The 13,746-nt window shown below is 70.3% G+C and carries 11 protein-coding genes; 5 read left to right on the top strand and 6 right to left on the bottom strand.

What is annotated here, in order from left to right; all coding sequences use genetic code 11:
- Nucleotides 1-6: 6 nt before the first annotated feature.
- Nucleotides 7-1,629 (bottom strand): peptide ABC transporter substrate-binding protein, encoded by a 1,623-nt coding sequence (locus ACSU6Z_RS19145; protein WP_437047243.1) that lies wholly within the window; start codon nt 1,627-1,629, stop codon nt 7-9.
- Nucleotides 1,630-1,953: 324 nt separating this feature from the next.
- Between ACSU6Z_RS19145 and ACSU6Z_RS19140 the strand changes: the two genes are divergently transcribed.
- The 5 genes from ACSU6Z_RS19140 to ACSU6Z_RS19120 are packed head-to-tail and all read left to right on the top strand — an operon-like array spanning nt 1,954 to nt 7,775.
- Complete coding sequence (locus tag ACSU6Z_RS19140) at nt 1,954-3,783, top strand: ABC transporter substrate-binding protein (protein WP_437047241.1); 1,830 nt, start codon at nt 1,954-1,956, stop codon at nt 3,781-3,783.
- Nucleotides 3,784-3,821: 38 nt separating this feature from the next.
- Complete coding sequence (locus tag ACSU6Z_RS19135) at nt 3,822-4,871, top strand: ABC transporter permease (RefSeq protein WP_437047239.1); 1,050 nt, start codon at nt 3,822-3,824, stop codon at nt 4,869-4,871.
- On the top strand, nt 4,868-5,782 hold the full coding sequence (locus ACSU6Z_RS19130) for an ABC transporter permease (protein WP_437047237.1): 915 nt from the start codon (nt 4,868-4,870) through the stop codon (nt 5,780-5,782). Before ACSU6Z_RS19135 ends, ACSU6Z_RS19130 begins: the two co-directional genes overlap by 4 nt.
- A complete protein-coding gene (locus ACSU6Z_RS19125) occupies nt 5,779-6,771 on the top strand; it encodes an ABC transporter ATP-binding protein (protein WP_437047235.1) in 993 nt (330 codons plus the stop codon). The genes ACSU6Z_RS19130 and ACSU6Z_RS19125 overlap by 4 nt, the downstream gene beginning before the upstream one ends.
- On the top strand, nt 6,768-7,775 hold the full coding sequence (locus tag ACSU6Z_RS19120; protein ID WP_437047233.1) for an ABC transporter ATP-binding protein: 1,008 nt from the start codon (nt 6,768-6,770) through the stop codon (nt 7,773-7,775). Before ACSU6Z_RS19125 ends, ACSU6Z_RS19120 begins: the two co-directional genes overlap by 4 nt.
- A gap of 73 nt (nt 7,776-7,848) precedes the next feature.
- Here the strand turns inward: ACSU6Z_RS19120 and ACSU6Z_RS19115 are convergent, their stop codons facing one another.
- From ACSU6Z_RS19115 to ACSU6Z_RS19095, 5 genes are all read right to left on the bottom strand, one after another.
- Nucleotides 7,849-8,997, bottom strand: coding sequence for an ABC transporter ATP-binding protein (locus ACSU6Z_RS19115; RefSeq protein WP_437047232.1), 1,149 nt, complete (start codon nt 8,995-8,997; stop codon nt 7,849-7,851).
- Entirely contained in the window at nt 8,990-10,045 is a 1,056-nt protein-coding gene (locus tag ACSU6Z_RS19110) for an ABC transporter ATP-binding protein (protein ID WP_437047230.1), read from the bottom strand. Before ACSU6Z_RS19110 ends, ACSU6Z_RS19115 begins: the two co-directional genes overlap by 8 nt.
- Before the next feature lie 11 nt (nt 10,046-10,056).
- Nucleotides 10,057-11,019: an ABC transporter permease gene (locus tag ACSU6Z_RS19105; RefSeq protein WP_437047229.1), complete on the bottom strand. Its 963-nt coding sequence runs from the start codon at nt 11,017-11,019 to the stop codon at nt 10,057-10,059.
- Nucleotides 11,012-11,941: an ABC transporter permease gene (locus ACSU6Z_RS19100; RefSeq protein ID WP_437047227.1), complete on the bottom strand. Its 930-nt coding sequence runs from the start codon at nt 11,939-11,941 to the stop codon at nt 11,012-11,014. The genes ACSU6Z_RS19105 and ACSU6Z_RS19100 overlap by 8 nt, the downstream gene beginning before the upstream one ends.
- A 130-nt stretch (nt 11,942-12,071) precedes the next feature.
- Nucleotides 12,072-13,682 (bottom strand): peptide ABC transporter substrate-binding protein, encoded by a 1,611-nt coding sequence (locus ACSU6Z_RS19095; protein ID WP_437047225.1) that lies wholly within the window; start codon nt 13,680-13,682, stop codon nt 12,072-12,074.
- Between the last annotated feature and the right edge of the window lie 64 nt (nt 13,683-13,746).

Here is a 13,746-nt window from a genome sequence, read left to right as displayed (position 1 = left end):
GCCGCCTCAGCCGACCTTGATCTGGTCGTAGACGGGGACGCTGAAGGGGTTGAGCTTCACGTCGGACAGGCGCTCGGAGTAGCCGGCGCTGCCGTTCTGGTACCACAGGGGGATGGCGGCCATGTTGTCCCGGACCACCTCCTCGGCCTGCCGGAACAGGCCGACGGCCCTGGCGGTGTCGGTCTCGGCGTTGGCCCGGTCCACGAGGTCGTCGAACTCCTCGTTCGACCACTTGCCGTCGTTGGAGGAGGCGTTGGTGTAGTACAGCGGCTGGAGGAAGTTCTGGATGAGCGGGTAGTCCATCTGCCAGCCGGCGCGGAACGGGCCGGGCATCTTGCGGTCGGTGATCCGGCCGCGGAAGTCGGCGAAGGTGCCGACCGGGTTGCCGACGCAGGCGCGGTCGTCGCCGAGGGCGTTGTTGACGGAGTTGCACACGGCGTCCACCCACTGCTTGTGGGAGCCGGTGTCGGCGTTGTACGTGATCCTCACCTGGCCGCCGGGCAGCCCGCCGCCCTCCTCGATCAGCCGCTTGGCCTCGTCGGGGTCGTACCGGCAGGCGTCCCCGCACAGGCCGTCCCGGTAGCCGCCGTCCTCGCCGAGGACGGGTGAGGTCCAGTCGGTGGCCGGGGTGCGGGTTCCGTGGAAGATCGTCCCGGTGATCCGCTCGCGGTCGATCGCCTTGGACAGGCCCGTGCGCACCTTCTCCATGCCGGGCTTGTTCCAGTCGCGGTCGTAGAAGGGGAAGGCGAGGGTCTGGAGGATGCCGGCCGGGGCGTTGATGTACCGGTCGCCGAGGTCGGTGCCGACGTTCCGCAGCTGGGCGGCGGGGACGTCGTCGACCAGGTCGAGGTTGCCGGCCATGAGGTCGGTGTAGGCGGTGTTGTTGTCGGTGTAGACCTTCAGGTCGACGCCGCCGTTGCGCGCCTTGTCGTCGCCGGGGTACCCCTCCCACGCGCGCAGGGACATCTGGGAGCCCCGGGCGTAGTTCTCGACCCGGTACGGGCCGTTGCCGACGGGCTTCTCCAGCCAGGCGTCGTGGTCGTCGAAGAAGAGGCGGGGCAGGGGCGCGAAGGCGGGGTAGCCGAGGGTCTCGGGGAACGTCGAGAACTTCTGGCCGAGCCGGACGGTGAAGGTGCGCTCGCCGGTGACCTTCAGGCCGGAGAGGGTGTCGGCGGTCTGCCTGCCGCTCTCCGGGTGGACCTTGTCGTAGCCGTCGATGTAGCTGAAGAAGTAGGCGTTGCGCTGGTTGTTCCTGAGGCTCGCGCCGTAGTTCCAGGCGTCGACGAAGGACTTGGCGGTGATCTTCTCGCCGTTGCTGAAGGTCCAGCCGTCCTTGACGGTGATGGTGAAGTTCCGCGAGTCCGCGGTCTCGATCCTCTCGGCGAGCATGTCCTCGGCCTCGCCGGTCTCGGGGTGGTACCGCTTCAGCCCGCGGAAGATCATGTCGAGGACCTTGCCGCCCTGCACCTCGTTGGTGTTGGCCGGCTCCAGTGGGTTCGGCGGGTCGCCCCAGGAGGAGGAGAGCACCGCGTCGGCCCCGCCACCGGTCCCCCCGCCTCCGCAGGCCGCGGCGGCGAGGACCATCGCCGCCGCGCACACGGCGCGGCCGGCGTGCATGGCTCCGCGCATGGAGTGCCTCCTCTGTGCTGCCCGACACGCTGATCCGTCATCCGCCACTATCCATCGAAACCAGACACGGCACTCATTCAGCGCATCCGTCCGGGGCACCCGTCCCCCGTCCGGCGGCACGCGGTCCGCACGCCGGGCGACACGGCCGCCGGCCCGCCACCAGCGACGCTTCACCGGTCTGGACCACTGGTTGCACCGAGCCGTCAACTCCCTGTTTTTGCAGGCCATATGGGGGGCAAGGCACCGTTGACGCGTACAGGACGCGCTGATAGACACACTCATCAACCCAAGCGGCGTGCGAGCGATGACGCGAGGTCAGGACATATGAGCACACCAGACCGACACGGCAGAGGGGGCGCCCTCCCCCGGCTCGTCGCCGCCGGTGCCGCCGCCCTGCTCCTCACGTCCGCCCTGTCCCCCGGGCAGGCCCGGGCCGAGGACGGCAAGAAGGTGCTCACCGTCGCGGTCGCGCAGAGCGTCGACTCACTGAGCCCGTTCCTGGCGACGCGCCTGGTCAGCACGAGCATCAACCGGCTGATGTACGAGTACCTGACCGGCTACGACACCGAGGACGCCCGCGCGGTCCCGGGGCTCGCCACCGCGTGGAAGCCGTCCGCGGACAAACTCACCTGGACCTACACGATCCGCTCCGACGCCCGCTGGTCGGACGGCCGCAGGATCACCGCCGAGGACGCGGCCTGGACGTTCAACACGATGATGACCGACGAGGCGGCGGGCACCGCCAACGGCAGCTTCGTCGCCAACTTCGAGAAGGTGACCGCCCCGAGCCCCACCGAACTGGTCATCCGGCTCGACAAGCCGCAGGCCACGATGACCGCCCTCGACGTGCCGATCGTGCCCAAGCACGTGTGGGAGAAGGTCGGGGACCTCTCCGCGTTCCACAACACCGGGGACTTCCCCGTCGTCGGCAGCGGCCCGTTCGTGCTCACCGGCTACAAGCCCGACAGCTACGTGCGCCTGAAGGCCAACGACCGGTTCTGGCGCGGGGCACCCAAGTTCGACGAGCTGGTCTTCCGCTACTACAAGGACCAGGACGCCGCGGTGGCCGCCCTGCGCAAGGGCGAGGTCTCCTTCGTGGCCGGCTCGCCCTCCCTGACACCCGCCCAGGCCGACTCCCTCGAGGGCCAGAAGAACATCGAGGTCAACGACGCGCCCGGCCGCCGCTTCTACGCCCTCGCCGTCAACCCGGGCGCCCGGGCCGGGAACGGGGAGCGCTTCGGCGACGGCCACCCGTCCCTGCTCGACCGGCGGGTGCGGCACGCGCTGTTCCTCGCCGTCGACCGCAAGGCCCTCGTCGACAAGGTCTTCCAGGGCCACGCGGTCGAGGGCGCCGGATACATCCCGCCCCGCTTCTCGCGCTACTTCTGGAAACCCTCGCCGGGCCAGGAGCTGGCCCACGACCCGGCCAGGGCGGCGCGGCTGCTCGACGAGGCCGGCTACCGCAAGGACGGCGAGGGCAGGCGCCTGGGCGAGGACGGCAAGCCGATCACCTACCGCGTCCTGTGCCACGCCACCGACCCCAACGACAAGGCGGTCGGCCAGTACCTGGAGGAGTGGTGGGGCGAGCTCGGCATCGGCGTGCGGCTCGACTGCCTGGACAATGTCAGCGACCCCTGGCTCGCGGGCACCTACGACCTCGCCTTCGACGGCTGGTCGGTCAATCCCGACCCCGACTTCGTGCTGTCGATCCACACCTGCGCCGCCCTGCCCGCCACCCCCGAGGACACCGGCGCGACCGACAACTTCGTCTGCGACGAGACGTACGACCGCCTGTACGCCCGGCAGCTCGCCGAGTACGACCCGGACAAGCGGGCCGCCCTCGTCAAACAGCTCCAGTCCCGGCTGTACGACCTCGGGTACATGAACGTCATGGCGTACCCGAACGCCGTGGAGGCCTACCGCACCGACCAGATCGCCTCCATCGAGACGATGCCGAAGGCCGCGGGCAACATCTACGGCCAGGACGGCTACTGGAGCTGGTGGTCGGCGGTCCCGGCCGAGTCCGGCGGCTCCGGGGACGGAGCCGGCTCGGCGGCCGTCGTCACCGGGATCGTCGCGGGCCTCGTCCTGCTCGCGGGCGCCGGCGGGTTCCTGGCGATGCGGCGGCGGGCCACGGCCGAGGACCGCGAGTAGCCGATGAACCGACCGGCTCACCGCACCGGCGGCCGCCCATGACCACCGCCACCCCCTCCGTACCGGCCGCCGGGGCCGCCCCGGCGCCCCGCGGGCCGCGGGCGCGCACGGCCGCCGCGTACCTGCGCTACGGGGCCCAGAAGGCGGGCGGCGCCCTGGTCTCCCTGGCCGCCGTCCTCGTCACCGGCTTCTTCCTGTTCCGGCTGATCCCGGGCGACCCGGTCAAGACGATGACCGGCGGGCGCCCGGTCTCGGCCGAGCAGCTGGCCGCCTACCGGCGGGAGTTCGGGCTCGACCTGCCCTTGTGGCGGCAGTTCACGGACTACTGCGGCAAGGCGCTCACCGGGGACCTGGGCACCTCGTACCAGTTCCGGGCGCCGGTCACCGGGAAGATCGCCGAGGCGCTCCCGAACACCCTGCTGCTCACCGGCACCGCCTTCGTGCTGTACACCCTGCTCGGCATCGTCCTCGGCACCCGGTCCGCCTGGCGGCGCGGCCGGCTCGGGGACCGGCTGAACACCGGCCTGGCGCTGCTCCTGTACTCCGTCCCGTCCTTCTGGCTGGGGCTGCTGCTCATCATCGTGTTCTCGGTGGGGGTCGGTCCCGTCCCCGGGCTGTTCCCGACCGGGGGCATGGAGTCGGGCGGCGAGGAGGGCCTCGCCCGCGTCCTCGACGTCGCCCACCACCTGATCCTGCCGGTGCTCACCCTGGTCGCGGTCGAGTACGGGCAGACGCTGCTGGTCACCCGTTCCGCGCTGCTGGACGAGATGGGCGGCGACTACCTGACGACCGCCCGCGCCAAGGGGCTCAGGGACGACCTGGTGCGGCGCCGGCACGCCGTGCCGAACGCGCTGCTGCCGACCGTGACGCTGGTCTTCGTCAACCTGGGCCGGACGGTCGCGGGGGTGATCCTCGTCGAGACGGTGTTCTCCTGGCCCGGTCTGGGCGGCCTGTTCTACCAGGCCCTGAGCGTGCCCGACCTGCCCTTGGTCCAGGGCCTGTTCCTCTTCTTCGCCTCGGCGGTGATCCTCATGAACACGCTGGCCGACCTGGTCTATCCGCTGCTCGACCCCCGGGTGGGCCGATGACGGCCGCTCCGGCGGCGCGGTCCTCGCCGCGCCGGCTCGCCCGGCAGCGCCGCCGCCGGGCCGCCGCACGGCTGTGGCGGCGGTACCGCGCCCACCGCGCGGGGCTCGTGGGCCTGGCCGCACTCGCCCTGTTCGCGCTGGTGGCGCTGACCGCTCCGCTGACGGTCGGCTCCGACGTGTCCGGGGTGACGGACGCGCCGGGCCGGCCCCTGGAGAGCCCGAGCGGCCGCTTCCCCCTCGGAACGGACCGGTTCGGGCGCGACGTGCTGGGACTGGTGGTGTGGGGCTCGCGGGTCTCGCTGCTGGTCGGACTGCTCGCGGCGGTGCTGTCGGTGGCGATCGGCGCGGTGGTCGGCATCACCGCCGGGCACTTCCGGGGGGCGTACGCGACCGTGGTCATGCGGATCACCGACTGGTTCCTGGTGATGCCGACGCTGGTGCTCGCCATCGCGCTCGCCACGGTGATGTCCCGCTCGCTGGGCACGGTGATCCTGGCGATCGGCGTGACGACGTGGCCGACCACGGCCCGGTTGGTGCGGGCCCAGACGCTGGCGGTGGAGTCGCGGCCGTACATCGAACGCGCCAAGGCGCTCGGCGGCGGGCACGGCCACATCATGGCCCGGCACGTGCTGCCGAACGTGATGCCGCTGGTGCTGGCGCAGACCACGCTGATGGTGTCCGCCTCCATCCTGGCCGAGGCGACGCTGGCCTTCCTCGGGCTCGGCGATCCGACGGTGGTGTCCTGGGGCGGGCTGCTGCAGGACGCGCGGGAGGCGGGCGCGGTCAGCTCCGGCGACTGGTGGTACCTGGTACCGCCCGGCATCGCCGTCGCGGCGGTGGCCCTGGCGTTCACCCTGTGCGGGCGCGCGGTGGAGTCCGTTCTCAACCCGAGGGCGGGGGTGGCCCGTTGACGCTGCTGGAGGTCGAGGGCCTGGAGGTGACGTATCCGGGCGGGGTGGCCGCCGTGCGGGGCGTGGACCTGCGGCTGGACGCCGGGCGGAAGCTGGGCGTCGCGGGCGAGTCGGGCTGCGGCAAGTCCACGCTGGCCCTGGCGCTGCTGCGGCTGCTGCCGGCCGGGACGCGGGTCGGCGGACGGATCCTGCTGGACGGCGAGGACGTGCTGACGATGAAGTGGGGCCGGGTGCGGGCGGTCCGCTGGGCCGGCGCCTCGATCGTCTTCCAGGGGGCGATGCACGCGCTGAACCCCGTCCACCGGGTCGGCGACCAGATCGCCGAGCCGGTCCTGCTGCACCGCCGGGCGACCGCCGCCGCCGCGCGCCGGCGGGCGGGCGAGCTGCTGGAGCGGGTGGGGCTGCCGGCGGCGCGGGCGTCGGCGTACCCGCACGAGCTGTCCGGCGGGCAGCGGCAGCGCGTGATGATCGCGATGGCGCTGGCCTGCGATCCGCGGCTGATCGTCGCGGACGAGCCGACCACCGCGCTGGACGTGATGGTCCAGGCGCAGATCCTGCGGCTGATCGAGCGGTCGGTCGCCGAGCGGGACCTCGGTCTGATCATGATCAGTCATGATCTGGCGGTCCTCGCCGACACCTGCGACCGGCTGGCGGTGATGTACGCGGGCCGGGTGGTCGAGGAGGGGCCCGCCCGGGCGGTGTACGAGGACGCCCGGCACCCCTATGCCGGGGCCCTGTCGGCCGCGTTCCCGCGCATCGGCGACCCGGCCTCCCGCCTCGCCCCGCACGGCCTGCCGGGCGATCCGCCCGACCCCGCCGCGCTGCCGTCCGGCTGCGCCTTCCACCCGCGCTGCGCGGTGGCCCTGGAGAGCTGCGGCACGCGGGACCAGGCGCTGCGGGAGGCGGGCGCGGGCAGGCGGGCGGCCTGCGTGCACGTGGCGGGCACCGCGCCGGCCCGGAACCCGACGGACACCGGGAGCGCCCCATGACGACACCCGAACCGCTGCTCAGCGCCCGGGCACTGCACGTGACGTATCCCGGCCGGCGCGGCGACGCGCCCGCGCGGGCGGTGGACGGCGTCGACCTCGACATCCGGCCCGGTGAGATCGTGGCGCTGGTCGGCGAGTCGGGCTGCGGCAAGACGACGCTGGCGCGTTCGCTGCTGGGCCTGGTGAAGCCGACGGCGGGGCGGGTCGGCTTCGCCGGGCGGCCGCTGGAGTACACCTCGCGCGCCCTGAAGGCGTACCGCAGGCGGGCCCAGCTGGTCCTCCAGGACCCGAGCGGCTCGCTGAACCCGCGGCACACGGTGTACGACGCGGTGGCCGAGGGGCTGAGGATCCACGGCCGCGGCGGCGACGAGCGGGCGGCGGTCGCCGGGGCCCTGTCCCGCGCGGGCCTGCGCCCGCCCGAGCGCTTCTTCCTGCGGTACCCGCACGAGCTGTCCGGCGGCCAGCGCCAGCGTGTGGTGATCGCGGGCGCGCTGGTCCTGGAGCCCGACCTCCTCGTCGCCGACGAGCCGGTGGCCTCCCTGGACGCCTCCGTGCGGGGGGAGATCCTGGCGCTGCTGCTGCGGCTGCGGGACGAACTGGGCCTGGCGGCCCTGGTGGTGACGCACGACCTGGGCCTGGCCTGGAACATCGCCGACCGGGTGGCGGTGATGTACCTGGGCCGCATCGTGGAGACGGGCGGGGTCGAACAGGTCCTGACGGCCCCCCGGCACCCCTACACCCGGGCCCTGCTGTCGGTCCTGCCGGAGGCTCCCGGGGATCCGGTGGTGCTCTCCGGCGAGCCCCCGGACCCCTCCCGCGTCCCCACCGGCTGCCGCTTCCGGCCCCGCTGCCCCGTCCTCGCCTCGGGCGAGGCGGATCGGGCGGGCGTGGCCGGGCACTGCCGCACGCGGGACCCGGACCTCCTGGCGGGCAGCGGCGAACCGGCGGGGGACGACGGACCCCGGGTGGCCTGTCACTGGGCACGGGCCGCGGCGTCCGCCTGAGGAGGAGCGGTGAGAAGGCCGGTTCCCGGCACCCGAGGGCGGGTGCCGGGAACCGGGGCGGGGCCGCGGGGGGTCAGGCCGCGTGGACCACGTCCTTCTCCTCCGCGAAGTGGCAGGCCGACTCGTGGGCCGCCGGGGAGTCCGTGCCCCGGAACCGCTCGGGGACCGCGAGCAGCGGGACCTCCTCGGCGCACTTGTCCTGGGCCTTCCAGCAGCGGGTGCGGAAGCGGCAGCCCGAGGGCGGGTTGGCCGGGGACGGCACGTCGCCGGTGAGGATGATCCGCTCGCGCCCCTCCCGGGTCTCCGGGTCGGGGACCGGGACGGCGGAGAGCAGCGCCTGGGTGTACGGGTGCGTGGGGTGGTCGTAGATCTCCGTGTCGGTGCCGATCTCGGCCATCTTGCCGAGGTACATCACGCCGACGCGGTCGGAGATGTGCCGGACGATCGACAGGTCGTGGGCGATGAAGAGGTAGGAGAGGTCGAACTCGTCCTGCAGCCTCTCCATCAGGTTGATGACCTGTGCCTGGACGGACACGTCCAGCGCGGACACCGGCTCGTCGCAGATGATGATCTCCGGGTTGAGCGCGAGGCCGCGGGCGATGCCGATGCGCTGGCGCTGGCCGCCGGAGAACTGGTGCGGGTAGCGGTTGATGTACTCGGGGTTGAGCCCGACCACGTCCAGCAGCTCCTGCACCCTGCGGCGCCGGTCGCCCTTGGGGGCCGCCTCGGGGTGGATCTCGAAGGGCTCCCCGATGATGTCACCCACCGTCATCCTGGGGTTCAGGGACGTGTAAGGGTCCTGGAACACCATCTGGATGTTGCGGCGTACGGCCTTCAGGGCGCGCCCGGACAGCTTGGTGATGTCCTGGCCCTTGTAGAAGATCTCGCCCGCGGTCGCCGTCTCCAGCATCATCAGGAGCTTGGCGACGGTGGACTTGCCGCAGCCGGACTCGCCCACGATGCCCAGGGTCTCGCCCTGGTGGAGGTCGAAGGAGATCCCGTCGACCGCCTTGACCGCGCCGACCTGCTTCTTGATCAGGATGCCCTGGGTGAGCGGGAAGTGCTTCACCAGGTTGCGGACCTGGAGGATCGGCTCGCCCCGGTCGACCGGCGCCTCGACGGCGGCGACCGCGGCGGTCTCGGTCGCGGCGTCCACGACCTCGACCCCGGAGACGTTCGGTGTGGCGTCCTGCGGCCCCCCGTTCTTGCCGGGCTCAGCCATGGATCGTCTCCTTCCAGAAGTGGCAGGCGCTGGCGCGCCCGGCGATCTCGGTGCCGTCCCGTTCGGTCACCTGCACCAGCGGCGGAGCGTCGGTGCGGCAGACGTCCTGCGCCTTGGGGCATCGCGGGTTGAACGCGCAGCCACTGGGGATCTTCAGGAGGTTGGGCGGCAGTCCCTTGATCGCGTACAGTTCCTGGCCCTTCTGGTCCAGGCGCGGGATCGAGTCGAGCAGGCCCCGGGTGTAGGGGTGGGCCGGGCGCTTGTACAGCTCGTGCACGGGCGCCTGCTCGACGATGCGGCCCGCGTACATCACCGCGATCTTGTCGGCGACGTCCGCGACGACGCCCAGGTCGTGGGTGATCAGGATCAGGCCCATGTTGTACTCGCGCTGGAGCTCCGCGAGGAGGTCCATGACCTGGGCCTGCACGGTCACGTCGAGGGCCGTGGTCGGCTCGTCCGCGATGATCAGGTCCGGCTCCAGGGCGAGCGCCATCGCGATCATGATGCGCTGGCGCATGCCGCCGGAGAACTGGTGCGGGTAGTCGCCGACGCGCTCCCTGGCCGCGGGGATCTTCACCCGGTCCATCAGCTCGATGGCCTTGGCCTTGGCTTCCTTCTTGCTCAGGCCCTGGTGGACGCGGTACATCTCGCCGAGCTGGTAGCCCACCGAGAGCACGGGGTTGAGCGACGACAGCGCGTCCTGGAAGATCATCGCGATCTTGCTGCCGCGCAGCTTCCGGCGCTCCTCGCCCGACATCCTCAGCATGTCCTGGCCGCGGAAGAGGATCTCGCCCTGCGGGATCCTCCCCGGCGGCATGTCGAGGATGCCCATGATCGCCTGGGCGGTCACGGACTTGCCGGAGCCGGACTCGCCGAGCACCGCGAGGGTCTCGCCGGCGTTCACGGAGTAGTTGACGCCGTTGACGGCCTTGACGACGCCGTCGCGGGTGTGGAACTCGACGTACAGGTCGCGCACTTCGAGCAGCGTGCCGCCGTCGTCCTCGCCCGAGCGGGGGGCGGGGACGTTCGCGGGCGTGGTGGTGGTCATGTACGCCTCCCTCAGCGCAGCTTCGGGTCGAGGGCTTCGCGTACAGCGTCGCCGAACATGAGGAACGAGAGCACCGTGATCGACACCATCACCGACGGGATGATCAGGGTGTGGGGGGCGATACGGAGTTGCTCGCGTCCTCGCGCCACGTCGCCGCCCCAGGACACGGCCGTGTCACCGAGGCCCACGCCCAGGAAGGACAGGGTGGCTTCGGCCGCGATGTAACCACCGAGCGCGATGGTCGCCACGACGATGATGGGCGCGAGCACGTTGGGCAGGATGTGCCGGAGCAGGATCCGGGACGTCGAGGCACCAAGTGCCTTGGCGGCCACCACGTAGTCCGACTGCTTGATGGTGATCACGGCACCGCGGGCGACACGGGCGATCTGGGTCCAGCCGAGGAAGGCGAGGGCCATGATGACGACCCAGACGGTTCGGTTGTCGAAGGAGTTGAGCACCACCAGGGCGCCGAGCAGGAACGGGATGCCGAGGAAGATGTCGGTCAGCCGCGAGAGCAGGGTGTCGGTCCAGCCGCCGAAGTAACCGGCGATCATGCCGATGAGCGTGCCGAGGACGGTGACGGCGAGAGTGACTCCCACACCGACGGTGATCGAGGCGCGGGCACCGTAGACGACCCGGGCGTAGATCGAACGGCCCTGGACGTCGTAGCCGAGCCAGTCCGGGGCGAAGACGTGGCCCCAGTTCGGCTTGGCCAGGTAGTGGTTGGCCAGGTCGGCGTCGCGCGGCGAGGCGCTGGTGAACAGCCCCGGCCAGGCCGCCATCACCAGCAGGAACACGATCAGCACGGCCGAGACCAGGAACAGCGGGTTGCGCCGCAGGTCGTGCCAGGCGTCGGACCACAGGCTGCGCGCCTTGTCGGGAGCCGGGCCGGAGTCGGTCACGACGACGCCGGCAGTGCTCGCGGTGTCACCGGGAAGGGCCTCGACACTCTTCTCGATGGTCTTGTCAGGCATACCGGATCCTCGGGTCCAGGACCGCGTAGAGCAGGTCCACGATCAAGCTGGCGGCGAGGTAGATGAGCACCATCAGCGAGGCGATCCCCACGACCGTGGCGCCCTCACGCCGGCTGAGTGCCTCGTAGATCTCGATACCGATGCCCCGCACGTTGAAGATGCCCTCGGTCACGATGGCGCCGGTCATCAGGCTGCCGATCTCGATGCCGAGGAAGGTGACCACGGGAATCAGCGAGTTGCGCATCAGGTGGACGCCGATGACACGGCGGCGCGGCAGCCCCTTGGCCACGGCGGTGCGCATGTAGTCGGAACGCAGGTTCTCCGCGATCGACGTGCGGGTCAGTCGGGCGACGTAGGCGAGTGACAGCGACGCCAGCACGGTCGCGGGGAGTACGAGCTGGGAGAAGTCCGCCGAGTCGGTCACCGTGGGCGTGGTGACCGACCACTTGAACGCGAGCAGGTACTGCAGCAGGAAGCCCAGCACGAAGGACGGCATCGAGACGAGCAACAGGGTCAGCGTCAGCAGTCCGCGGTCTCGCATCGTGTCGGGGCGCAGGCCGGCGACGACACCGAGGCCGATACCCACGAGGGTGACGAAGGAGAAGGCGAAGACCGTCAGCCTGATCGTCACCGGGAACGCGTCGGCGATGACGTCCGCGATGGGCCGCTGGCTGGCGATCTGAGTGCCGAAGTCGCCCTGGACCAGTCCGGCCATGTAGTTCGCGTACTGCTGCAGGAGCGGCTGGTCGAGACCGAGTTCCTTCTTGATGCTCGCGACCACCGTCGGGTCGTACGCCTGGTCCCCCATCATCGCCCGGACAGGGTCACCGGGCAGGGCGTACATCATGCAGAAAATGATCAAAGTTGACCCGATGAAGACCGGGATCATCTGGAGCAGTCGTCGTGCGACATAGCGCCCCATAGGTGCCTCCGTGAGGGTTTAACGCAGGTGGGGGCCGTCCCTTGGTGACGAGACGGCCCCGCACACCTCCCACCGCCACCTGGGCGGCGGCGGGCTTACGGCCGAGCGGGAAGAGCCGGAAGGGCTCCTCTTACTTGGTGGTGACGGCCCACACTTCGAGGTCACCGTGGAAGTCGACGTTGACGTTGTCGACGTTCTTGCCGTGGCCGCCGTTCATGCGGTAGTACCAGAGCGGGATGGCCGGCATGTGCTCGACCAGCTTCTTCTCGACCTCCTGGAAGGCCTTCACCGACCCTTCGAGGGACTTGGCCTGGTCGGCCTTGTTCATCAGCTCGTCGATCTCCTTGTTGGAGAAGCGACCGTTGTTGGCCTCGGCGGTGGAGTGGTAGAGCTCCTTCATGAAGTTGGCGTTGACCGGGTAGTCGGCGACCCAGCCACCGCGGTACATGCCCTTCACCTGGTCGTTGTCACGGGCCTCGAGGTCCGTGGCAAAGTCCGGCTTCGGGTCGCCGACGCAGTCGACGCCGGTGGCCTTGCGAATGGACTCGCAGACCGCGGTCACCCACTCCTTGTGCCCGCCGTCGGTGTTGTACTGGATGGTGAACCTGTTGCCCGGGACGCCGCCACCCTCCTTGATGAGCTGCTTGGCCTTCGCCGGGTTGTACGTGAACACGTCCGTGTCCAGGTCCTGGTAGCCCTTGACGCCCGGCGGCGTAAAGCCCTTGGCCGGCGTGCGGGTGTTGTTCAGAACCGTCTTGGTGATCGTCTCTCGGTCGATCGCCATCGACAGGCCCTGCAGGACCTTCGGGTCGATGTCCTTGAAGGTCTTGGAGTAGAACGCCGGGGTCAGCGTCTGGATGGCCGCGTACGGCTGCTCGATGGCGCCGTCACCCAGGTCCTGCTTGTACTTCGGCAGGTCCGTCGGGCCGACCTGGCGGATCATGTCCAGGTTGCCGGAGACGACGTCCTTGTAGGCGGCTTCGACCGTCGTGTAGTTCTTGAACTGGACGCCCTTGTTCTTCGCCTTGTTCGGGCCCTTGTAGCCGTCCCAGGCCTTGACCTGGATGAGCTTCTTGTGGTCCCACTTCTCGAAGACGTAGGGGCCGTTGCCGACCGGCTTCTGTCCGAAGGCCTTCGGGTCGTCGTAGAAGACCTTGGGCAGCGGCGCCCACGTGGCGTAACCCAGCTTGTAGTTGAAGTACGGCATCGTGTACTTCAGCTCGATGGTGAAGGTGTGGTCGTCCACGGCCTTCAGACCGGACATGGTCTCGGCCTTCGGGTCGCCCTTCTCCGGGTGGACGTCGTCGTAGCCCTTGATGTCCTGGAACCAGAAGGAGTTCTGCTGGTTGTTCTTGATGTTGGCGTACCAGTTCCAGGCGTCGATGTACGACTGGGAGGTGACCTCTTCGCCGTTGTGGAACTTCCAGCCCTTCTTGAGCTTGACCGTCCACGTCTTGGAGTCCTCGGTGGTGACCGACTCGGCGTTCGTGTAGACGATCTCGCCCTTGGCGTCGAAGTCCAGGAGCTGAGTGAAGAGGGCCTGGATGACGTACGAGCCGTTTTCCTCGTTGGTGTCGGCCGGGATCAGAGGCCTCTGAGGCTCGCCGACGTCGATCGAGACGTAGCCCGCGGGTCCGGAACCCTTCTTCTCCGACCCGTTGTCACCGCCGCCGCAGGCGGTGGCAGCCAGAGCAACGACTATCGCACCCGCGACCCACTTGGCGCTCTTGGCACCACGCATGGGGCTCCTCCTCATGAGTCCACTTGTTCACCGCGAGGGGGTACGCGCGTAGATTCCGCCACCT

Origin of the sequence: Streptomyces sp. enrichment culture (genome assembly GCF_964273145.1) — a bacterium.
Classification (GTDB): Bacteria; Actinomycetota; Actinomycetes; order Streptomycetales; family Streptomycetaceae; genus Streptomyces.
Note: the sequence above shows the minus strand (reverse complement) of the source record. Positions and strands in the feature narration are given on the sequence as shown.